The organism is Saccharospirillum sp., from assembly GCF_039982735.1.
GTDB lineage: Bacteria > Pseudomonadota > Gammaproteobacteria > Pseudomonadales > Natronospirillaceae > Saccharospirillum.
In genome coordinates, this window is the sequence record NZ_JBDWXV010000011.1 from 294,113 (window position 1) to 314,005 (window position 19,893).

At 57.0% G+C, this 19,893-nt stretch carries 19 protein-coding genes; 10 read left to right on the top strand and 9 right to left on the bottom strand.

Annotation, left to right across the window (positions count from 1 at the left end; translation table 11 throughout):
* Window positions 1-8: 8 nt before the first annotated feature.
* Both ABJT94_RS09650 and ABJT94_RS09655 read right to left on the bottom strand, forming a co-directional pair.
* A complete protein-coding gene (locus ABJT94_RS09650; protein ID WP_348475540.1) occupies window positions 9-3,089 on the bottom strand; it encodes an efflux RND transporter permease subunit in 3,081 nt (1,026 codons plus the stop codon).
* Window positions 3,089-4,354, bottom strand: coding sequence for an HlyD family efflux transporter periplasmic adaptor subunit (locus ABJT94_RS09655; RefSeq protein WP_348475539.1), 1,266 nt, complete (start codon window positions 4,352-4,354; stop codon window positions 3,089-3,091). Before ABJT94_RS09655 ends, ABJT94_RS09650 begins: the two co-directional genes overlap by 1 nt.
* A gap of 350 nt (window positions 4,355-4,704) precedes the next feature.
* On the opposite strand from ABJT94_RS09655, the gene thrS reads away from it, so the two are divergent.
* The 4 genes from thrS to rplT all read left to right on the top strand — a co-directional run bounded on the left by thrS (window position 4,705) and on the right by rplT (window position 8,046).
* Window positions 4,705-6,642 (top strand): threonine--tRNA ligase, encoded by a 1,938-nt coding sequence (gene thrS, locus ABJT94_RS09660; RefSeq protein WP_348475538.1) that lies wholly within the window; start codon window positions 4,705-4,707, stop codon window positions 6,640-6,642.
* Entirely contained in the window at window positions 6,639-7,181 is a 543-nt protein-coding gene (gene infC / locus ABJT94_RS09665) for a translation initiation factor IF-3 (RefSeq protein WP_127555125.1), read from the top strand. Before thrS ends, infC begins: the two co-directional genes overlap by 4 nt.
* Before the next feature lie 254 nt (window positions 7,182-7,435).
* The gene (rpmI, locus tag ABJT94_RS09670; protein WP_028669579.1) at window positions 7,436-7,630 is read left to right on the top strand and encodes a 50S ribosomal protein L35; all 195 of its coding nucleotides are present in this window, start codon (window positions 7,436-7,438) and stop codon (window positions 7,628-7,630) included.
* A 59-nt stretch (window positions 7,631-7,689) separates the two neighbouring features.
* Window positions 7,690-8,046: a 50S ribosomal protein L20 gene (gene rplT, locus ABJT94_RS09675; RefSeq protein WP_127555127.1), complete on the top strand. Its 357-nt coding sequence runs from the start codon at window positions 7,690-7,692 to the stop codon at window positions 8,044-8,046.
* 85 nt (window positions 8,047-8,131) lie between these two features.
* Here rplT and ABJT94_RS09680 read toward each other — a convergent pair whose 3' ends face one another.
* From ABJT94_RS09680 to purM, 4 genes are all read right to left on the bottom strand, one after another.
* Window positions 8,132-9,130: a 2-hydroxyacid dehydrogenase gene (locus tag ABJT94_RS09680; protein ID WP_348475537.1), complete on the bottom strand. Its 999-nt coding sequence runs from the start codon at window positions 9,128-9,130 to the stop codon at window positions 8,132-8,134.
* 85 nt (window positions 9,131-9,215) lie between these two features.
* The gene (locus ABJT94_RS09685) at window positions 9,216-9,935 is read right to left on the bottom strand and encodes a DUF3108 domain-containing protein (protein ID WP_348475536.1); all 720 of its coding nucleotides are present in this window, start codon (window positions 9,933-9,935) and stop codon (window positions 9,216-9,218) included.
* Entirely contained in the window at window positions 9,932-10,582 is a 651-nt protein-coding gene (purN, locus tag ABJT94_RS09690) for a phosphoribosylglycinamide formyltransferase (protein ID WP_348475535.1), read from the bottom strand. Before purN ends, ABJT94_RS09685 begins: the two co-directional genes overlap by 4 nt.
* A gap of 2 nt (window positions 10,583-10,584) precedes the next feature.
* Window positions 10,585-11,625: a phosphoribosylformylglycinamidine cyclo-ligase gene (purM, locus tag ABJT94_RS09695; RefSeq protein ID WP_348475534.1), complete on the bottom strand. Its 1,041-nt coding sequence runs from the start codon at window positions 11,623-11,625 to the stop codon at window positions 10,585-10,587.
* A gap of 246 nt (window positions 11,626-11,871) precedes the next feature.
* On the opposite strand from purM, the gene ABJT94_RS09700 reads away from it, so the two are divergent.
* Both ABJT94_RS09700 and hda read left to right on the top strand, forming a co-directional pair.
* On the top strand, window positions 11,872-12,945 hold the full coding sequence (locus ABJT94_RS09700; RefSeq protein ID WP_348475533.1) for a DUF2066 domain-containing protein: 1,074 nt from the start codon (window positions 11,872-11,874) through the stop codon (window positions 12,943-12,945).
* Between the two features lie 104 nt (window positions 12,946-13,049).
* Window positions 13,050-13,745: a DnaA regulatory inactivator Hda gene (hda, locus tag ABJT94_RS09705; protein ID WP_127555133.1), complete on the top strand. Its 696-nt coding sequence runs from the start codon at window positions 13,050-13,052 to the stop codon at window positions 13,743-13,745.
* 25 nt (window positions 13,746-13,770) lie between these two features.
* Here hda and ABJT94_RS09710 read toward each other — a convergent pair whose 3' ends face one another.
* Window positions 13,771-14,331, bottom strand: a complete 561-nt coding sequence (locus tag ABJT94_RS09710) for a hypothetical protein (protein ID WP_348475532.1) — start codon at window positions 14,329-14,331, stop codon at window positions 13,771-13,773.
* Window positions 14,332-14,454: 123 nt separating this feature from the next.
* Here ABJT94_RS09710 and ABJT94_RS09715 point away from each other — a divergent pair, with 123 nt between their 5' ends.
* Genes ABJT94_RS09715 through ABJT94_RS09730 form a run of 4 tightly spaced genes read left to right on the top strand, consistent with a single transcriptional unit; the run spans window position 14,455 to window position 17,755 of the window.
* Window positions 14,455-14,682: a hypothetical protein gene (locus ABJT94_RS09715; RefSeq protein WP_348475531.1), complete on the top strand. Its 228-nt coding sequence runs from the start codon at window positions 14,455-14,457 to the stop codon at window positions 14,680-14,682.
* Window positions 14,675-15,439 (top strand): pseudouridine synthase, encoded by a 765-nt coding sequence (locus ABJT94_RS09720; protein ID WP_348475530.1) that lies wholly within the window; start codon window positions 14,675-14,677, stop codon window positions 15,437-15,439. The genes ABJT94_RS09715 and ABJT94_RS09720 overlap by 8 nt, the downstream gene beginning before the upstream one ends.
* Window positions 15,440-17,248, top strand: coding sequence for an ABC transporter ATP-binding protein/permease (locus ABJT94_RS09725; protein ID WP_348475529.1), 1,809 nt, complete (start codon window positions 15,440-15,442; stop codon window positions 17,246-17,248). It begins immediately after the preceding gene.
* 15 nt (window positions 17,249-17,263) lie between these two features.
* A complete protein-coding gene (locus tag ABJT94_RS09730) occupies window positions 17,264-17,755 on the top strand; it encodes an N-acetyltransferase (RefSeq protein WP_348475528.1) in 492 nt (163 codons plus the stop codon).
* Window positions 17,756-17,761: 6 nt separating this feature from the next.
* Here ABJT94_RS09730 and ABJT94_RS09735 read toward each other — a convergent pair whose 3' ends face one another.
* Window positions 17,762-18,967: a glycine betaine/L-proline ABC transporter ATP-binding protein gene (locus ABJT94_RS09735; protein WP_348475527.1), complete on the bottom strand. Its 1,206-nt coding sequence runs from the start codon at window positions 18,965-18,967 to the stop codon at window positions 17,762-17,764.
* Window positions 18,967-19,833: a proline/glycine betaine ABC transporter permease gene (locus ABJT94_RS09740; RefSeq protein ID WP_348475526.1), complete on the bottom strand. Its 867-nt coding sequence runs from the start codon at window positions 19,831-19,833 to the stop codon at window positions 18,967-18,969. The genes ABJT94_RS09735 and ABJT94_RS09740 overlap by 1 nt, the downstream gene beginning before the upstream one ends.
* Window positions 19,834-19,893 lie beyond the last annotated feature (60 nt).

Sequence of the window (19,893 nt, forward strand, 5' to 3'; positions counted from 1 at the left end):
GCACCGTGTCAGACATTGACTGCCCGGGTTGAGGGCGGATCGTCGTTGCGGCGGCCGGCCCAGTCGGTGAGCTGCCCGATCTTGTAAAGCAGTACCGGCACCATCAGCAATATCAGCAGGGTGCCAAAGCCCAGACCAAACACCAGACCGACAGCGATGGGTTTGAGCAATGCGGCATCGATGCTGGTTTCAAACAGCAGCGGTGACAGGCCAGCCATGGTGGTGATGGACGTTAGGATCACCGGACGCAGGCGCGATGTTGCCGCGGCCACGGTGGCCTCATATAACGACTGCCCCTGGGCGTGCAGTCGCCGGAATACGGCCACCAGAATAATCGAATCGTTAATGACAATGCCGGAGAGGCCGATCAGTCCGAATATGGAAATGGTCGACAGCGGCATGTCCATGATCCAGTGGCCGGCAACCGCACCAATCAACCCGAAGGGCACAGTGATCAGCACCGCAAAAGGCCAGAGCCAGGATTCGAACACCCAGGCCAGAATAAAGTAGATGAGAATGATGGATATCAACACAGAGATCAGAGTGTCGCTAAAAAACGCATCCAGTTCTTCTGCCTGGCCTTCGATGGCGTAATCAACCGGGAACTGCGAAGTGACCATCGGCATGATGTCAGCCTCCAGCACGCCATACAGATCCGATAACTGATCGCCGCTATAACTGCCGGAGACAGTAACCGACAGGACACCGTTGCGGGCACTGATGCGGTCGAGCCCCTTTTGATAGGAAAAATCAACCAGGCTGCCCAGTGGCAGAGTACTGCCGTCGCTCACCTGAATCGGCAACGATTGCAACCAGCTTTCGCTTTCGCGTTGCCGGTCTTCCAGTTGCAGCCGAACTGGAATTTGTTCGAAACCGGTTTCTACTGTGTACAGGTTGAGGCCGGACAGTTGTGACGAGACCTGGCGCGCCACATCGCTGATTTCAATGGCCGCGGCTTCGGCGGCGCGGGTTCGCGTCAGCTGGTATTGCTGGGCGTCGAAGGGCAGGTCATCGGTTACGTCGCTGAGATCCGACAGCGTTTGCAGTTGTGCCTGCAGCAACAGGGACGCTTCTTTTAACTCGTCTATGTCGTTGCCTTCCAGCCGAATCGACAGGTCACCGCCACCGCCCGGGCCCCGAAACGACCTACCTGTGGAAAAGCTGCGTACTACGGCGGGCAGTTCATAGTTCTGCTGAACACGTTGCAGGATCTGAGCGTTGGTTAGTGGCCGGTCGGTGTCACTGGTCAGCGAAATGTTCAATTCGGCGCGACTGGGTTCATCGAGCTGGTTGTATTCATGCACCAGGGTATCGATCAGGCCGCCACCGACGTCTGAGTTGATGGACTGAACCACGGCTTCAAGTTCATCCAGTGCCTGTTCTGCCTCTGCGAGGCTGGTGCCATCGAGCAGGTCGAGCGAGATGCTCATGGTCGGTTGGTCCAGGGACGGCGATGCCTCGAACGCAATTTTGCCGCTGGTGACTGCCCCCAGTGCGATCAGGCTGATCATTGCCAGCGCCGCGATAAAGACGGCGCCATTGCGGATCGACAAGGCTACCAGGGTGCGAAAGGGGCCGTCGCGGAATTTTCCGAAGGCTGTGTCAAACCCCGCCCGCCAGGCACTGGGTTCACGCATGCGTTTGTGGTGGCCCAGGTGGCCGGGCAAAATGATGAAACACTCGATCAGCGAGGCGACAATGGCGGCGGTGACGACGATGGGAATGTCGATCAGAAAGTTGCCAAAGCTGCCGCCGATCAGCATCAGCGGTAAAAAAGCGGCAATGGTCGTCAGGCTCGACGCCACCACGGCGGGCATCATACGCAGGGCTGCAGTTTTGGCGGCTTCCCTGGGGGCCAGCCCTTCGGATTCGAGTGCTGCCGTGTCTTCGGCCACCACAATGGCATCGTCGACGATAATGCCAATGGCGATGATGAACCCGAACAGGCTGATGGTGTTAATGGTGGTGTCGGTATACCCCATAAACGCCAGAGTACCCATGAACGAAATGGGAATACCCGCCGCGACCCAGACGGCCAGGCGGGTGCGCAGGAAAACAAACAACACCAGTATGACCAGAATCATGCCGCCGATGCCGTTGGTCAGCACCAGGTTCAACTGAGCTTCCACTACGCGCCAGACCTCGTTGTAGGCGTGAAAACCAACGCCATAGGGCAGCTCCAGTGCGAAGTCGTCCATCCACTGCTCAAGCAGCTCCGCGTTTTCCAGGGTATCTTCGCCGGCGACGCGTTCGATCTCGAGCTTAATCGCAGGCATGCCCTGGTAACGTAGAATGTCGGCGGTGTCGAACCGCTCTTCCACGCTGGCCACTTGTGATAGACGCACCACACCACCGTCCGCATTCCGGGAAACAATGGCATCTTGCAAATCAGAGACGGTCCAGTCGTGGGCGTCGGTGACCAGCGCTGTGGTGTTTTGGCCGACCGTGACTGAGCCAGCGGTGGAGACAGCAAATTGGGTGCTTAGGCGGCTGGCCAGGGTGTCCAGTGTTATGCCGAGCGAGTTCAGGGCGGCAAGGTCAATGGTGATCAGCCGTTCACGGCCGGGCACACCATCCAGTTCAACCGTCGCCATGCCCCGGTTCAGTAACGATTGCCGGGCTTCATAGCCGAGTGCCGTGAGCTCACTGCGCTGCACGTCGCCGTAAATCAGTACACTGGCGACGGGTTCGGTAATCTCGATGGCTTCAACGTCATCTACCTCGGCCCCGTCGGGCAAATTCAGCCCATCGATGGCTTCTTCCAGGGCGGTCAGGCCTTCAGCGGCGGTGTAGTTGTCGGATACTCGGGCGAACAGGCTGACGCCACCCTCGCGCGCCGTTGAGCGCACAAAATCGAACCGTTGGGAATCCTGTATGGCGCGATCCAGCGGTTCGGCGATGCCGGTGCGTACCGCCTCGGCGTCGGCGTTCGGCCAGTCGATACTGGCGCGTACGATGGGCAGTTCGGTATCGGGAAACAGCTGCGAACGGACCTGTTGTAACCCCCAGATACCGGCACCGATCACGACCATCATTAACAGGTTGGCTGCAAGGCGATGATCGAGCAGTTTGGCGTAGAAACCGTTCATCAGTTGCTATCTCCGCTGCTGATGGCGGCTGTGTTGCCTGGTTCGATAACGGTTACCGGAGTGCCGTTGGTCGGCTGTGACAGCCGGGTAGTCAGAATGGCGGCTTCGGTATCCAGCGTTTCACTGTCAATCAGAGCCCATTGCTCGCCATCGCGTTGCTGGTAACCAAGTATGCGGATGGGCAGGGCGTGCAACACGCCATCGATAATCTGGTAAATCTGGTCGCCGTAGTAAACGGCATCCTGAGGAATGGCAAAACTCTCTACAGCGGGCAACGTCAGACTGATTTCCAGTGTTTCGTTGATCAGCACCGGTATGTTTTCTGGCAGGTTCAGAGTCAGGTCCACCGATCCGGTGTTGGACGTCGCGGCCAGGTTATCGAGGGTCAGTGGGTAGGGCGAATTGTTCAACCAGGCTGTTGCCTCGATGTCGGTCCCGGTGATGCTTCTATAAATCCGCAGTGGGACCTGGGTGCGCACAAACAGCGAAGACCGGTCGACCAGGCTGAGCAGGGTTTCTCCGGCATCGACCTGAACCTGAACCGCAGTATCGATGGACACTACATCGGCGCTGAACGGCGCTGTGGGGGTAAGGTCTTGCTGCTGGTCTTGCACCTGTTCAAGTGCTATCAGCGCCTGTTCCAGTTGCGATTGACGCTGGGCGGCTTCATCGTCGTAGTTGGCCACGGTCAGTTCAGCGCTGCGCCAGGTTTGCCGGGCAGCGGCGACATTGGTTTCGTTGGAGAAACCCTGTTCCAGCAGGTTTTGCTCGCGCGCAAGGTCCCGTTCGGCGATGGCCAGTGCTTCGAGGTTGCGTTCATGTTGACGCTCGGCGATGCGAATGCCCGCTTGTTGCTGGTCGATGTTGGCTTGTTGCTGGCGCAGCGCCCAGTCCAAGGCCCGGGCTTCCATCCGCACCAGGGGCTGGCCGGCGGCGACCGACTCACCGGACCGGACCAGAATGTCAGTGACCCGGCCCTCCTGGGAGGCGGTGATGGTTTCCTGGCGTTTTGCCTGAACGGTTCCCAGCAAGGGGATCTGTGGCGCATGGGTGGATCTGGATACTGCCAGAGCTTCCACCTGAATGGCCGAGCTGTCCACGCCGTCGCGTCCCCAGCGCGACCCGGTAATGCCAGCACGCATTGACATGGCAGCATTGCCCCGGCGTTGCTCGCTGGCCGTTGATTCTTCCGGTGCATTCATCCAGCGATAGCCGGCAAAACCAATCGCTAACAGGGCCACAACGACCACGCCTTTCTTCCACATTCTGACAGTTCCTGCTGTGTAATTGACTCGGATTTTACGCATCAATCGTGAAGTAAATGTGCACTGGCCGGTCAATGTTCGGTAAAAGCACCCGGTGAATGTTACTCAAACCCCTTATTTTCAGTTGGGTCAGTGGTATGACCGGCGTTCGCTTTCCGGTAGACTGCGATGCTCTGTTGGTTGGCTGGCGGCGCGTGCCGCCCGCTCGAATACGGTCCCTTGGTAGGGGTAGGTTCGGGTGTGATGCTGGCAAGCAGTCTGACTCAATGTATGTGTCCTGTTCACCCATCGGTGATTTTGACATCCAACACGTGGCCCATGGTAGGGGTCACCACTGAAGGAGCACCACAATGCCTGTAATTACCCTTCCAGACGGTTCCCAGCGCTCGTTCGAACAACCCGTCAGCATCCTGCAAATTGCCGAAGACATCGGCCCTGGCCTTGCCAAAAACGCCGTAGCCGGCCGTATTGATGGCGCCCGTGTTGATCTGGTCGATGTGGTCAGTAACGACGCTGCGGTAGAGATTATTACGCCAAAAGACGACGACGGTCTGGAAATTATCCGGCACTCCTGTGCTCACTTGCTTGGCCATGCCGTCAAGCAGCTGTGGCCGGATGCGCGCATGGCGATCGGCCCGACCATTGAAAACGGCTTCTATTACGACATCGATATGGAGCACCGGCTGACCGAAGACGATCTGGTCGCGCTGGAAAAACGCATGCTGGAATTGGCCAAGACCAATTACCCTGTGGTGCGTCACAAGGTCAGCTGGCAGGAAGCGGTAGACGCTTTCAAGGCACGCAATGAGCCCTACAAGCTGGAGATTCTGGAGCAAAACGTCGCCCGGGATGACCGGCCAGGCTTGTACCACCACGAAGAATACGTCGACATGTGCCGCGGTCCGCACGTGCCGAACATGAAGTTCTGTCACCATTTCAAACTGATGCGGGTATCCGGTGCCTACTGGCGCGGCGACAGCAACAATGCCCAGTTGCAGCGGATCTACGGCACGGCCTGGGCCGACAAGAAGCAACTGAAAGCGCATCTGCATTTTCTGGAAGAGGCAGCCAAACGCGACCATCGCAAGATCGGCAAAAAGCTCGACCTGTTTCACTTGCAGGAAGAAGCGCCAGGCATGGTGTTCTGGCACGCCAACGGCTGGACCCTGTATCAGGTGATCGAGCAGTACATGCGCCAGAAACAGCGCGAGCATGGCTACCAGGAAATTCGCACGCCACAGATCGTTGACCGGTCGTTGTGGGAGAAGTCGGGCCACTGGGACAAATTCGGTGACGACATGTTCACCACCCACAGTGAATCCCGGGATAACGCCGTCAAGCCGATGAACTGCCCCTGCCACATTCAGGTGTTCAATCAGGGCCTGAAAAGCTACCGCGACCTGCCGTTGCGACTGGCTGAGTTCGGCAGCTGCCACCGTAACGAAGCCTCCGGTGCCTTGCATGGCATTATGCGGGTGCGCGGCTTTACCCAGGACGATGGCCACATTTTTTGCGCAGAATCCCAGATTCAGTCAGAGGTGGCTCAGTTCATCGAGATGCTGAACGAGGTCTATTACGACTTCGGGTTCGATGAAGTCATTCTGAAGCTGTCGACTCGCCCTGAAAAACGCGTTGGTAACGATGAAGACTGGGATCGTGCCGAGCAGGCACTGGCCTCGGCGCTGGATGCTTATGGCAAACCCTGGTCGCTGTTGCCGGGCGAAGGGGCTTTTTATGGCCCGAAAGTCGAGTTCACCCTGAAAGACAGTCTCGGTCGGATGTGGCAGTGTGGTACCATTCAGGTCGACTTCTCGATGCCGGGTCGTCTGGACGCCCAATATGTGGATGAACATGGCGACCGGCAGACACCGGTTATGCTGCACCGGGCGACACTGGGTAGCTTTGAGCGCTTCATTGGCATCCTGATCGAGCAGCACGCCGGGGCGATGCCACCCTGGCTGGCACCGGTTCAGGCCATGGTGTGCAACATCACCGATGCGCAGGCCGATTTCGTACAAAAAGTGCAAAATCGCTTGATTTCTGAAGGGTTTAGGGCCAAAGCCGACTTGAGAAATGAGAAGATCGGCTTTAAAATCCGCGAGCATACAATTCAGCGAGTTCCTTATTTACTGGTTATTGGTGATAAGGAAGTCGAAAACGAGGCCGTAGCGGTCCGCACCCGAGAGGGCAAAGATCTTGGTGTCATGTCCATTGACGCGTTCATCGAGATACTCAGCGCGGATAACGCCCGAAAAGGCCGTCTGGTAGAAATGGAGAGTGAGTTATAAAACGCAACGCGAAAGGTGCAAAAGCGGCGGCTAACCGTCATGTCGTAAATGATCAGATCAAGGCGGACGAAGTTCGTCTGATCGGTTCCGGCGGTGAGCAAATCGGAGTGGTTCCCTTGCAAGAGGCCCTGCAGAAAGCTGAGCAGGAAGGTCTGGAACTGGTGCAAATTTCGAACGGCGATCCAGTGGTCTGTAAGATCATGGACCTCGGCAAAAAACTCTACGAAGAGAAGAAAGCCAAGGCAGTGGCCAAGAAAAACCAGGTTCAGGTGCAAGTCAAGGAAGTCAAATTCCGGCCGAACACCGATATTGGTGACTACAACGTCAAGCTGCGTAATCTGACTCGTTTTCTTGAGCATGGCGACAAAACCAAGGTAACCCTGCGGTTCCGGGGCCGGGAAATGGCTCACCAGGAACTGGGTATGGAATTGCTGGCTCGCGTTGCGACAGATCTTGAGCATCTGGCGACGGTTGAGCAGCGACCCAAGATGGAAGGCCGTCAGCTGACCATGGTGATGGCGCCGATCAAGAAGAAATAAGGCGTTTACAGGAATAATCGGTTGCATGACTGGTTATTCCAGCAGGGTCTGGTATCCTGCGCGCGGCGACGGCTTAGAGCCGTCGTTTTTTATGGTGGTCTACCTGGCTTTTAGCTGGTTAGAGCATTGTTAAAGGGGTTCAGGATGCCTCGGTATCACTGAACGACATGGCAACCGTTAGCTCCCGATGTCGGGTTTACCAGACATCACCGGGGATGCGACACGGTTATTGGAAGTAGATCGGGAGATTGAAAATGCCTAAGATCAAGAGCAACTCTGGCGCTGCAAAGCGCTTTAAGAAGACGGCCAACGGCTTTAAGCACAAGCAGTCTTTCCGCAGCCACATCCTGACCAAGAAGAGCACCAAGCGTAAGCGTCATCTGCGCGGTACCCAGCTTATTGCTGAGTCCGATGTAGCGCTGATCAAGCGCATGCTGCCCTACGTTTAAGGTCTGGCCTTGCTGTTGAAAAGCAGCAGGCTGAAAAACAGGATTAGGAGGAAAGAAATATGGCACGTGTAAAACGTGGTGTAGTGGCTCGTCGTCGCCACAAGAAGGTACTGGACCAGGCTAAAGGCTATTACGGTGCTCGTTCACGAGTATTCCGTGTGGCCAAGCAAGCGGTCATCAAGGCAGGACAGTATGCGTATCGCGACCGTCGTCAGCGTAAGCGTCAGTTCCGCGCCCTGTGGATTGCCCGTATCAATGCCGAAGCCCGGGTGAATGGTCTGTCTTACAGCAAGTTCATCAATGGCTTGAAGAAAGCAGCGATCGAAATCGACCGTAAGATCCTGGCGGATCTGGCGGTGCACGACAAGGTTGCCTTTGCTGCACTGACCGAGCAGGCAAAAGCCAAACTGGCTTGAGACTGACTGGTTAGAAAAGAAACCCGCCGATTGGCGGGTTTTTTTATGGCTCTGAATTCTATAACCGTTCAAGGTTTGCCGGGGTTCAGGCTGGCGGCAATACCTGGTGAAGTGCGGTCAGGTCAGAACGCTCAAAGGCATCCAGGTTGGCCAACGTGACTGCGGTGATGGCTTGCAGCGCCTCTTTGGTAAAGAACGCCTGGTGGCCGGTAATCAGCACATTGCGAAAGGTCAGCAGGCGGGCAAACACATCGTCCCGCAAAATGTCGTCTGAATTGTCTTCAAAGAACAGGTCTGCTTCTTCTTCGTAGACATCGAGCCCCAGATAACCTACAGCACCGGTTTTCAGTGAGGTGATGACATCGCTGGTGTTGATCAGCGCACCGCGGCTGGTGTTGATCACCATGACGCCATGCTTCATTTTTGCCAGGGTGTCTTTGTTGATGATGTGCCGGGTGGAGGCAACCAGCGGACAGTGCAGGGAAATAATGTCGCTGTGGGCCCACAGCTCATCCAGTTCAACGTATTCGGCACCGGCGGTAACAGCCGCTTCACTGGGGTAGGGGTCGTAGCAGATTACCCGGCACCCGAAGCCATGCATGATGCGAATAAATGCCTGGCCGATTTTACCGGTACCGATCACACCGACGGTTTTTCCATGCACATCAAAACCAAGCAGGCCGTGGAGGCTGTAGTCGTTCTCGCGAACCCGGTTGTAGGCGCGGTGCGAGTTCCGGTTGAGCCCCAGAATCAGCGCGACGGCATGTTCGGCCACAGCAAAGGGCGAGTATTCGGGCACCCGGGCAACGGTAATGCCCAGCTCAACGGCGGCTGGCAAATCCACATTGTTGAACCCCGCGCATCGCAGCGCCACCAGTGAAATGCCCTGCTTGTGCAGGTGTTCCAGCGTTGGTCGGTCGACACTGTCGTTGACGAAACAGCAGACCGCATCGTGCCCCTGGCTGAGCGCTGCCGTCTGGGCATTCAGGTGGGGTTCGAGAAAGGTGAACTGGTGCTGTGACTGCGTGGCCTGGGTGAAGAATCGAATGTCGTAAGGTTTACTGCTAAATACGGCGACTTTCATGGTTAGCGAGCTCCCTGTGCCGTTCTATGGGTGTGTTAGTGCCGGTCTGTTTAGGGCGATTGGACCGTCTGCTGCCAGCATTGCCTTATTGCTGGCTGAAATCAACCCGCTGGCCATCGAGCTGCAGTGACAGAACGCGAATTTCCTCTTTCAAGTCACCATCCTCATAGCGCCCAAAGCGCATTGGGGTATAGCCCAGCCCAGGCGCGATCCAGATCAGCTTGCGTTCATCGCGGCTGACCGGCTCGGTCTGTTCAACGATCCAGGTGTAAATTTCGCCTTGTGGCAGTTGCAGCATCTCTTCACCGATAACCCGAAACGACATGTCGTCAGGTCGTTTATGGCGAAGCACATTCAGCGTGATGGATTCTTCACCGCGTGCCAGTGCCTGTTGCAACGCCAGCTGGTAGCCGATGGCATCATAAATCGGGGCTGCGAAACGTTCGTCGATACGGTCCTTTTCCACACGGCCGGTGACGCGCTGACGTTCATGATCAAAACGCAATGACTTTGTGGTTTTGACCCAGAACACCTTGCTTTCGAATTCATAGCGCGTCGGCCGAATTTGGTCGTCTACAACCGTCAGCCAGCTCTCTTCGCGAAGTGACAGGGTGCGGCCATCGGTACTCAGGCGGTAGTGCCATTCATCGGGTGCGGTTTCTCGCAATTGCAGAGTGCCGCGGGCTTTAATGTCGATGGCGCCATGCCGTATGGCTTCCATTTCGGCCGTGAACGGTTGCATACCCTCGGCCAGGGCCGTCAGGGACAGAGCATAGATGAGTGAGCTAATGAGCAATCGTTTCATAGCGACGCAGTATCCAGCAGACGCCCGCTTTTGGAAAGGGGTTGGTCGTCCAGTAGCACCTGGTTTGCGTCGAGACGCAGCCGCCCCTTTACAAACCAGTCAACGACCGTCGGGTAGAGTCTGTGTTCCTGCACCAGTACTTTTCGGGCCAGCGAGTCGGCATCGTCCTGGTCCGATATAGGCACTTCAATCTGGGCTATCGGCGGGCCTCCATCGAGTTCGGCGGTTACAAAATGCACGGTAGCGCCAGCTTTCGAATCGCCGGCGTCGAGCGCACGCTGGTGGGTATTCAGGCCAGGGTACCGGGGCAGCAGGGAAGGGTGGATGTTGATCATCTTCCCTGGAAATCGTCTGACGAAATCGTCGGTGAGTATGCGCATAAAACCCGCCAGAACAATCAGGTCGGGTTGCTGGGCTTCGATCAGCTCAGCCAGGGCAGCGTCAAAGGCTGCCCGGTCGGCATAGCCGGTGTGGTCGAGCGTGAGTGCCTTTACGCCCGCCTGACGTGCCCTTGACAGACCAAAGGCGTCAGGACGATTTGAAATCACCGCGACGATGTCGGCATCCAATGAATCAGTCTGGCACTGATCGAGCAGTGATTGCAGATTGGAGCCCCCGCCACTGATCAGCACAACGATGCGAGTCACGGTTAAACCCCGTCGATGATGACAGCGTCGCCCGTGCGTTGCTCAACCTGACCCATCACCACCGGGCTTTCGCCACTGGCTTTGAGCTGGCTGAGAATGTCTTCCTGTTCACTGGCGGGCACAACCAGCACCAGGCCAATGCCGCAGTTGAAGGTGCGGTACATTTCGTGGGCATCAATATTGCCTGCATGCTTCAGCCAGTCGAAAACCGGTGGCTGAGTCCAGCTGTGGGCATTCAGGCGGATCGCCAGTGACTCGGGAACCACTCTAGGCAAGTTTTCATAGAAACCGCCGCCGGTGATGTGGGAGATAGCATGAACGGACTGGTTGGCCAGCAGACGCAACACCGATTTTACGTAAATGCGAGTGGGGGCCATCAGCGCATCAGCCAGGGTGGTCTCGCCCATAGGCTGTTGCAGGTCAGCGCCGGAGACCTCGATGACCTTGCGAATCAGTGAATAGCCATTGGAATGGGGGCCAGAGGATGGCAGGCCGATCACGCTGTCGCCAACGCGCACCCGGGTGCCGTCAATAATGTTGTCTTCTTCGACCACGCCGGTGCAAAAACCGGCCAGGTCATAGTCATCACCCTGGTACATGCCGGGCATTTCTGCGGTCTCGCCGCCGACCAGCGAGCAGTTCGCCTGCTGGCAGCCTTCACCAATGCCTTGCACCACCCGAGAGGCGATATCGACCGACAGTTTGCCGGTGGCGTAGTAATCGAGAAAGAACAGTGGCTCGGCGCCGCAGACGATCAGGTCGTTCACGCACATGGCGACCAGATCGATGCCAATGGTGTCGTGACGTCCCAGTTCCATGGCCAGTTTCAATTTGGTGCCAACCCCGTCAGTACCAGAGACAAGCACCGGCTTCTTGTAGTGGCTGGGAATACGACAGAGCGCGCCAAAACCACCCAGGCCACCCATGACTTCGGGGCGTCGGGTACGTTTAACGGTGTCTTTGATGCGTTCCACCAATTCATTGCCAGCGTTGATATCAACACCGGCGTCTTTGTAACTCAGGGGTTTGGGCGCGTCTGACATCACTGGCTCCATTGCGGCAATTCGGATAAAAGAAGGGTCTGGTCAGTACCGTTGCGTCAGCGGGTGACGATCCTGGCCACAGCCCTCTTGGGCGCGCGGATTGTAGCAGGCCCTGTGCCTGGAATCAGCTTGTCTGTTCGGTCAGGAAATAACGATCGCTTTGCACAATAATATCGACGACACGACCTGATTTTCACAGCGCGCTCTGTCACAATAGTCGATCATCACCTAATAGAAGCCGGACTTATGCTTTTTCGAACTGTCTCCCTTGCCTGTTTGCTGTTGCTGGCACTGCCTGTCTGGGCGGCCCGGACGGTGGATGTCTATTCCGATTCAGCCATTCTTGCTCAGAATGCCTCCGACCGGGATCAGAATCAGGCAGTACGGGAAGCACTGGGCAGGGTATTGATTCGGGCGACCGGTGATGCCGAAATTGCCAGCCAGGGGCGTACAGAGCCTTTGCTGCGCAACGCAACCGATTACCTGTCGACCTTCCGCTTTCAGGCAAGCGATACCCTGCTGACTAATGTGCTCGGTGAATCCGTAGCGACCAAGCGCATGGTCATGCAGTTTGACCAGCAGGCCATTGAACAATGGCTGGTGAACCAGCGGTTACCGGTCTGGGGAACGCGCCGCCCGGAAGTGCTATTGTGGCTGGGCGACCGGCTGCAAGGGCGAGACCGTATTTTGACCGATGGTGACAACCATGATCTAGCGGTGGCGCTGGGCAACCGGCTCGATGAGCGCGGCCTGCCGGTCTTGCTGCCGATCATGGATCTGACCGATACCCTTAATGTCTCTTTTACCGACATCTATGGTCTGTTTACGGGCGATATTGAAGCTGCATCGGAGCGATACCCGAGCGATGCCATTGCGGTTGGCCGGGTGGCGCGACAAAGTGGCGGCTTTCAGGCCGACCTGGTGTTTCTGGTGCGCGACAACCGTGAGCGCTTGCAAGTCACCGGAGAGTCTGAAGCGGAACTGATGCAAACACTGGCCGATGAACTGTCGAACCGAATTGCCGATCAATACGCTGTATTACGGGATCCGGCAATGGCCGGGCAGTTGGCCTTGCGGGTGAATAACGTCAGTGAACTGTCGACACTGGCCGCCGTGGAACGCTATCTCGAATCCTTGAATGTGGTCTCCCAGATCACCTTGCGCCAGGTTGAGGCTGACTCGGTGCAATTTGATCTTGAGATCAGTGGTGACCGCAACCAGCTACGCGACGTGTTGGCGCTGGACCGCCGGATTCTGCCGGTGGAGGAGCTCACCCTGGAAGCCCAGCTCGATAGCGAACTGGTGTATCGCTGGCAATGATTACCCGTCTTTTTCCCGGGACTTGTCTTTTCCCCGGGGTGATGCTGACTGATTTCAACGACCCGGCAGGGCTAAACAATCTGCCGGCCGCCAGGAGATTCTGAGTGGCGATTCAACAACTCCCGCTTGGCGTCACCTTTCGGGAAGATGCCGTTTTTGAGGACTATCTGCCCGGTGACAACGCCCAAACGCTGGGCGCTTTGCGCCACGCTCTTGCGCGTCTGGATGAAACCCTGATCTATCTCTGGGGTGCGAGCGGCTCCGGCCTCACCCACCTGCTGCAGGCCTGTGTTCACGACCTGCAATCGCAGGGGTTGGAGAGTCTTTATCTGCCGTTGGCCGATTGTGTGCAATACGGCCCGGACGCCCTGGAAGGGCTGGATGAAATGGCGGTGCTGGCACTCGATGACATCGACAGCATTGCGGGTCTGCCCGACTGGGAAGAGGCGCTGTTTCATTTGTTCAACCGGATGCGAGACAGTGGCCGCGTACTGCTGGTCACCAGCCACACCAGCCCGCTAAACCCCACCGTCGCCTTGCCCGATCTGGCCTCGCGTCTGAGTTGGGGTTTAACCTTTCACATTCAGCCGCTGACCGATGAACAGAAAACCGACTGGCTGATCTGGAAGGCGCGGCGTCGGGGGCTCACCATGGAGCCGGATGTGGCGGCCTTTCTGATTAACCGTGCGGCGCGCTCGATGACAGCACTGGTGGATGCCTTCGAACGGCTGGATCATGGTTCGCTGGCCCAGCAGCGCCGGCTAACCATTCCCTTCGTGAAGTCCGAGCTCGGGCTCTGAATCCGGGGCGGTGTTCAGATGCCCCCTAGAGCACGTCGTCCTCTTCCGAATCCCGCGGGGCTTCGTCTTCATGGTCTGACTCGTCGTCTGCCGGTTCAGGTTCGAGGCCATGTACCTGTGCATAGAGGTGGATGAATGTGCGTACCGAGTCTTCCGCCTGAACCGCCATTAGGCCTTCGGTATCCATGATCCAGCGGCGCTGATCATCCAGATCCAGAGGGTCGATGTCGGTAAACAGCTCGCTAACCGGGACTACCTCAGCGGCGACCTCTTTGTCGTAGGCGTCGTACATCATGTCGAGACAGTATTCCACCAGGGCCGGGTCTTCGCAGTAGACCTCGCCGTCATTCAGGTCTTCCGCCCATTCCTTCAGCACATCCAGCACGGTTTCGCCGCGATCCAGCAAGTCTTGCAGGGGCGGGGCGCCAGCGGCATTCTGCCCGCTGTCCCAGTCGATGAGCCAGGCGTCTTCCGGCTTGAGCAGAACACTTTTGTACTGGCCGTTTTTCAGGCTCCAGGCAACCGAATAGGGGTACCCCTGATCTTCATCCGTCACTTCAAAGGCGATAAAAACCGGTATTTGCATCGGGTTCGTTTCCGTCATCAGTAAAGGCGCGCAGTATAACGGTCACAAGGCCCGAGGCACAGGACACCGGACAAGGCATCCCCTATACTGGCGGCTTTGTACTGAACAAAGGGTGTCGGATCGATGAGTGATGAACGCCAGCTCCGCGATTTTTACGAACGGGATGCTGAAGAACAAAGTGCTTTTCTGGAAAACACCTGGTGTAACCACTGCCAGCAAGTGGATTTGGGCATGTCGGATCCGGTTGAATATACGCTGAAAGGGCGGTTGTTCATTGAGGGGCAGTGCCGGGTGTGTGGCGAGACGGTTACCACCGAACTGGTTGAAGACGACGATGACGTAGATGGCTGAGCCACTGCGTATTCTCTATGAAGATAACTGGTTGCTGGCCGTCGACAAACCCGCGGGCTTGCTGATGCACCCCAGCTGGATTGACCGTTCCGCCACCGACACGCTGGCAGGCCGGGTAAAACACTACCTGCAAGGGGCGCCGGTTCATACCGTGCACCGGCTCGACCGGCCCACCTCTGGCATCGTACTGGTAGGCAAAACCGCTGGCGTGGCGCGCCACCTGGCGGACCAATTTGCCAGCCGCACGGTTACCAAAACCTACTGGGCACTGGCCCGTGGTTTCACCGCCGAAGCCTTTGGGTGTGACCGGGCGTTGGTGGAAGAACCCGATGCCGTTTCGGACCGCAAAGCACAGCAAAACAAGGCCGCTCAGCCAGCAGAGACGCGATTTCGCCGCCTGGCCATTGCCGAAGTCGGCCTGGCCGTCAGCCGTTACCCCAAGGCTCGGCTCAGCCTGCTCGAGTGTCGCCCGCAAACCGGGCGCAAGCACCAGATACGCCGGCATCTCAAAACGTTGCGCCACCCGATTCTGGGCGATACACGCTATGGCGACCGGCATCACAATCACTGGGCGGCGCAGCATCTGGTGTTCAGTACACTGGCTCTGCGTGCCATGGAATTGAGTCTGTCGCACCCGGAAACGGGCGAGCGCCTGTGCCTTCGGGCCGGACTGAATAGCGATTGGACTGATCTGCTTCGCCAGCTTGGCTGGTATAGCCTGCAATCCAACGTATCGACAGGACAGGAAACCGATTAAATGGGGCCCGGTAACGCACAAAATCGATCGTCGGAATCAGCGGCCAAGACGGTTTCCGATCTCGATCTCGGGTTCATCTCCCGATCACTATGGCCTTATTTATGGGCCTACCGCGGGCGTGTTGCCATCGCTCTGCTGTTTCTGGTAGCCGCCAAAGGGGTGGCAGTCGCCATGCCCTGGGCACTGAAGCACATCGTTGACGGGCTCGATTCGCAACAAGCCCAGGTGGTTGCCGTGCCGCTGGCGTTTTTGTTCGCCTATGGTTTTTTCCGCTTCACTTCGGTGGCGTTTGGCGAGCTGCGCGATGCTATTTTTTCGCGCGTGACCGAGCGCGCCATGCGGCTGGCATCGCTGGAAGTGTTTGAACATTTGCATCAACTGGAACTCGATTACCATCTGAGCCGCCAGACCGGCGGGCTGAGTCGCGACATTGAACGCGGTACCAGCAGTATTCATTTTTTGTTGCGGTTTCTGGTATTCAATATTGTGCCGACGGTTCTGGAACTGTCGATGGTCGCGGCCATTCTGATCATCAACTTCAATGTCTGGTTTGCGCTGATTACGCTGTTTGCCGTGGTGGTTTTTGTGCTGTTCACCGTGGTTATAACCGAGTGGCGCAACCGCTTCGTGCGCGAGGCAAATACGCTCGACAGCCAGACCAACACCCGCGCCATCGATTCGTTGTTGAACTACGAAACGGTTAAATACTTTGGCAATGAAGCCTGGGAAGCAAAACACTACGACCGAAACCTCGAGCAATGGGAAGGCGCCCGGCTGAAAAACCGGATGTCCCTGCTGATGCTCAACACTGGCCAGGCACTGATCGTTTCGGCCTCATTAACGCTGATGATGTGGCTGGCCGCCCGGGATGTCGTCAGCGGTGCGATCACCCTCGGCGACCTGGTGATGGTGAACGCCTATGTGATTCAGCTGTTTATCCCCCTGAACTTTCTGGGCTTCGTATACCGGGAAATTCGACGGGCTCTGACCGATATTGAAAAGCTCTTTGGTTTGCTCAGACGACCGGCGGCCATTACCGACCCCGAAGGTGCTGCCGAACTTGCCGTGCCCGAAGGCCGTATTGAGTTTGACCGGGTCGACTTCGGCTACCATACCGATCGCACTATTTTGCATCACTTCAGTCTGACCATTGAAGCCGGACAGAAAGTAGCCCTGGTGGGCAATAGCGGCGCCGGTAAATCCACCGTCGGTCGACTGCTGTTTCGTTTCTACGATCCGCTGGCCGGTGATATCCGCATCGATGGTCAGTCGATTCGCTCGGTCACGCAACTCAGTTTGCGCCAGGCCATAGGCGTGGTTCCACAAGATACGGTGCTGTTCAACGACTCCCTGTTTAACAACGTACGCTATGGCAACCCCGATGCGCCGGACGACGCCGTTTGGCGAGCCATTCGCATGGCGCACCTGGAAAATTTCATCAGCAGTCTGCCAGAGCGGGAGCATACACAGGTCGGTGAGCGTGGGCTGAAAGTATCCGGCGGCGAGAAGCAGCGAATTGCCATTGCCCGGGTGCTGCTGAAAGACCCGCCCATTCTGGTGTTCGATGAAGCCACGTCAGCGCTTGATTCACACGCCGAACAGGCGATTCTGACGGCCATGAATGAGGTATCCCGCAATCGCACCAGCATCGTTATTGCACACCGTCTGTCGACGGTCATCGACGCCGATGTCATCGTGGTGATGCAGGGTGGCCAGGTGGTTGAAAGCGGTACCCATGCGAAACTCTTGGCGGCCGACGGCGTTTATGCGAGCCTATGGCGCACCCAGCTCGATTCACAAAGCAGTTAACTTGGAGGCCTGGCCGTGAGTGTAATCAGACCCATGCAGGAAGCGGATTTCAAAGCGTTCTGGCCAGTGTTTACCAAGATACTGCAACGCCGTGAAACCTATTCACTGGACCCTGGTCTGCCGCTGGAGCAAGGCCTGCGTGACTGGCTCGAGTATCCCGATGAATCCTGGGTGGTTGAACAGGAAGGCAAGATCAAGGCGATTTACTACCTGAAAGCCAACGCCACCGGGCCAGGTGCTCATGTCTGCAACTGTGGCTATATGGTCAGTCTGACGGCGCGCGGCCAGGGCCTGGCCCGAATGATGTGCGAGCATTCGCAGCAACGGGCGCGTGAGCTTGGGTACAAGGCGATGCAATTCAATTCAGTGGTGTCCACAAACCGGGTGGCGGTCACCCTTTGGGAAAAACTGGGTTTTCGCAAAGTGGGTATTCTGCCCCGGGCCTTCAAGCACCCGGAGCATGGCTACATCGATTCGTTCGTCATGTACAAATGGCTGGAAGAGTGATTCAGCTTACTCAACCGGTTCAGTCAGCGATGCTTCACGGTCGACCGCTTGCGCCGGGCTAATCAGTCGGATCACCTTGCTGCGAGACACCCAGCCAACGAACTCGCCGGTGTCTGTGGTCACTGCAATGGGCGCGGTGTCGCGAATCATCCGGGGCATCAAACTTTCAAGATCGGCCGATTCGAGAACGCTGGATACCGGTGACACGCTTTCCCTCAGGGTTTCCTGCGTTGCCGCTTGCAAATTGCTCAGCGTGACGATGCCTTTCAGGTAGTTGCCCTCCAATACGGTGGCGTAGTCGAATCCGTGGCGCATCATCCAGTCTCTGGCTTTGGCGACGGTTGTACTGGTGCTCAGCGTAGACACCGGTTTGGCCAGTACGTGATGCGCTTTCAGTACCTTGCCCCGATTCACGTCTTTGACAAAGTCGGCGACATAGTCAGTTTGCGGAGACAGCAGAATGTCCTGAGGGTCACCTTGTTGTACCAGGGCGCCGTCCTTGAGGATGGCAATTCGGTTGCCCAGACGCAGGGCTTCGTCGAGATCGTGAGTGATAAAGACGATGGTTTTATGCAGCTGTTGCTGAAGTTTCATCAGCAGGTCCTGCATTTCTTTTCGGATCAGCGGGTCGAGGGCTGAAAAAGCTTCGTCCATCAGCAGTATATCCGGGTTGGTGGCCAATGCCCGGGCCAGGCCGACACGTTGTTGCATGCCGCCCGACAGCTCATGAGGGTGCTGATCACCAAAGCCCTGTAAACCCACTTGCTCGAGCCAGTCTGTCGCGATGACGCGTGCATTTTTTTTATCGATGCCCTGTACCGTCAAGCCATAGGCAACGTTGTCGAGCACCGTTTTGTGTGGGAAGAGGGCAAAGCGCTGAAACACCATCGACATCTTGTGCCGGCGCAGTTGAATGAGTTCATCCTGGCGCAGATTCAGCACGTTCTCACCGTCGATGCGAATGCTGCCTGAGGTTGGGTCTATCAACCGGTTGATGTGGCGGATCAGAGTCGACTTGCCGGAACCGGACAAGCCCATGATGACAAAGAGTTCACCTTCTTCGATAGACAGATTGACATCCTGCAAGCCCAGGGTGTGACCGGAGTCGGCCAACAGATCGTCTTTCGACAGCCCTTTTTTCACCGCCTGAAGATGACGTTTTGGGTTCGGGCCGAATATTTTGTAGATCCCCGATATGTCGATCTTGGCCATTATTTGTCTCCCTGCTTCGGGTATTGCAAGCGTTTGCCATAAGCCTGGGTGACCCGGTCGAACAGAATGGCCAGTGCTACAATGGCCAGCCCCGCCAGTAAGCCACGACCGACCTCAAGCCGGTTTATGCCGGCCAGCACTTCCTGCCCGAGTCCGCGTGCACCGATCATTGAGGCAACGACCACCATCGACAAAGCCATCATCGTCGTCTGGTTAATACCCGCCATGATGTTGGGCAAGGCCAGCGGCAATTGTACGCCGAGCAGCTTCTGGCGCCGGGTTGCACCAAACGCCGTTGCCGCTTCCATGACCGAATGATCCACCAGGCGAATGCCAAGATCGGTGAGGCGAATCAGCGGTGGAACGGCGTAGACAATGGTGGCGATCAGAGCGGGTACCTTGCCCAGGCCAAACAGCATGACCACCGGAATCAGGTAGACAAAACTGGGCATGGTCTGCATGACATCGAGAATGGGCAGCGCTACTTTGCGAAACCGTTCCGACAACGACATCAGCACACCGACCGGTATGCCGACAATCAGACACATAATTAGGGCAACGATCATCAGCGCCAGCGTTTGCATGCCTCGGTCCCATTGCCCGATGACGCCAATAAACAGCATCAGCAGTGTCACGCCGACCACCAGAGTCCAGCGACGACTGCCAAACCAGGCGATGACCGCCAGGACGGCAATGACCAGATACCAGGGTGAATTGCGCAACAGTTGTTCGACAGATACCAGAAACGTCAGCAACGGCTGACTCAGTCGTTCCAGTGAATCGGCATAGTCAATCACCAACTGATTAACAAAACCATCGATACCCTGGCGCAGGGAACGTGCATCAAGAATCTCGGGGAAGGCCACTCATGCGTCCTTTGGTTACGGCGGGCAGGGAAGTGAGCGGCTGTTGTACACAGCCGCCCG

What these genes read in the sequence shown, in the direction of transcription:
- ABJT94_RS09725 (WP_348475529.1), top strand. Translation starts at nt 15,440, where the DNA reads ATGGGGCCCGGTAACGCACAAAATCGATCGTCGGAATCAGCGGCCAAG.
- ABJT94_RS09685 (WP_348475536.1), bottom strand. Translation starts at nt 9,935, where the DNA reads ATGAAACGATTGCTCATTAGCTCACTCATCTATGCTCTGTCCCTGACG.
- thrS (WP_348475538.1), top strand. Translation starts at nt 4,705, where the DNA reads ATGCCTGTAATTACCCTTCCAGACGGTTCCCAGCGCTCGTTCGAACAA.
- ABJT94_RS09720 (WP_348475530.1), top strand. Translation starts at nt 14,675, where the DNA reads ATGGCTGAGCCACTGCGTATTCTCTATGAAGATAACTGGTTGCTGGCC.
- ABJT94_RS09735 (WP_348475527.1), bottom strand. Translation starts at nt 18,967, where the DNA reads ATGGCCAAGATCGACATATCGGGGATCTACAAAATATTCGGCCCGAAC.
- ABJT94_RS09715 (WP_348475531.1), top strand. Translation starts at nt 14,455, where the DNA reads ATGAGTGATGAACGCCAGCTCCGCGATTTTTACGAACGGGATGCTGAA.
- rpmI (WP_028669579.1), top strand. Translation starts at nt 7,436, where the DNA reads ATGCCTAAGATCAAGAGCAACTCTGGCGCTGCAAAGCGCTTTAAGAAG.
- ABJT94_RS09680 (WP_348475537.1), bottom strand. Translation starts at nt 9,130, where the DNA reads ATGAAAGTCGCCGTATTTAGCAGTAAACCTTACGACATTCGATTCTTC.
- rplT (WP_127555127.1), top strand. Translation starts at nt 7,690, where the DNA reads ATGGCACGTGTAAAACGTGGTGTAGTGGCTCGTCGTCGCCACAAGAAG.
- purM (WP_348475534.1), bottom strand. Translation starts at nt 11,625, where the DNA reads ATGTCAGACGCGCCCAAACCCCTGAGTTACAAAGACGCCGGTGTTGAT.
- ABJT94_RS09710 (WP_348475532.1), bottom strand. Translation starts at nt 14,331, where the DNA reads ATGCAAATACCGGTTTTTATCGCCTTTGAAGTGACGGATGAAGATCAG.
- ABJT94_RS09700 (WP_348475533.1), top strand. Translation starts at nt 11,872, where the DNA reads ATGCTTTTTCGAACTGTCTCCCTTGCCTGTTTGCTGTTGCTGGCACTG.
- ABJT94_RS09655 (WP_348475539.1), bottom strand. Translation starts at nt 4,354, where the DNA reads ATGTGGAAGAAAGGCGTGGTCGTTGTGGCCCTGTTAGCGATTGGTTTT.
- ABJT94_RS09650 (WP_348475540.1), bottom strand. Translation starts at nt 3,089, where the DNA reads ATGAACGGTTTCTACGCCAAACTGCTCGATCATCGCCTTGCAGCCAAC.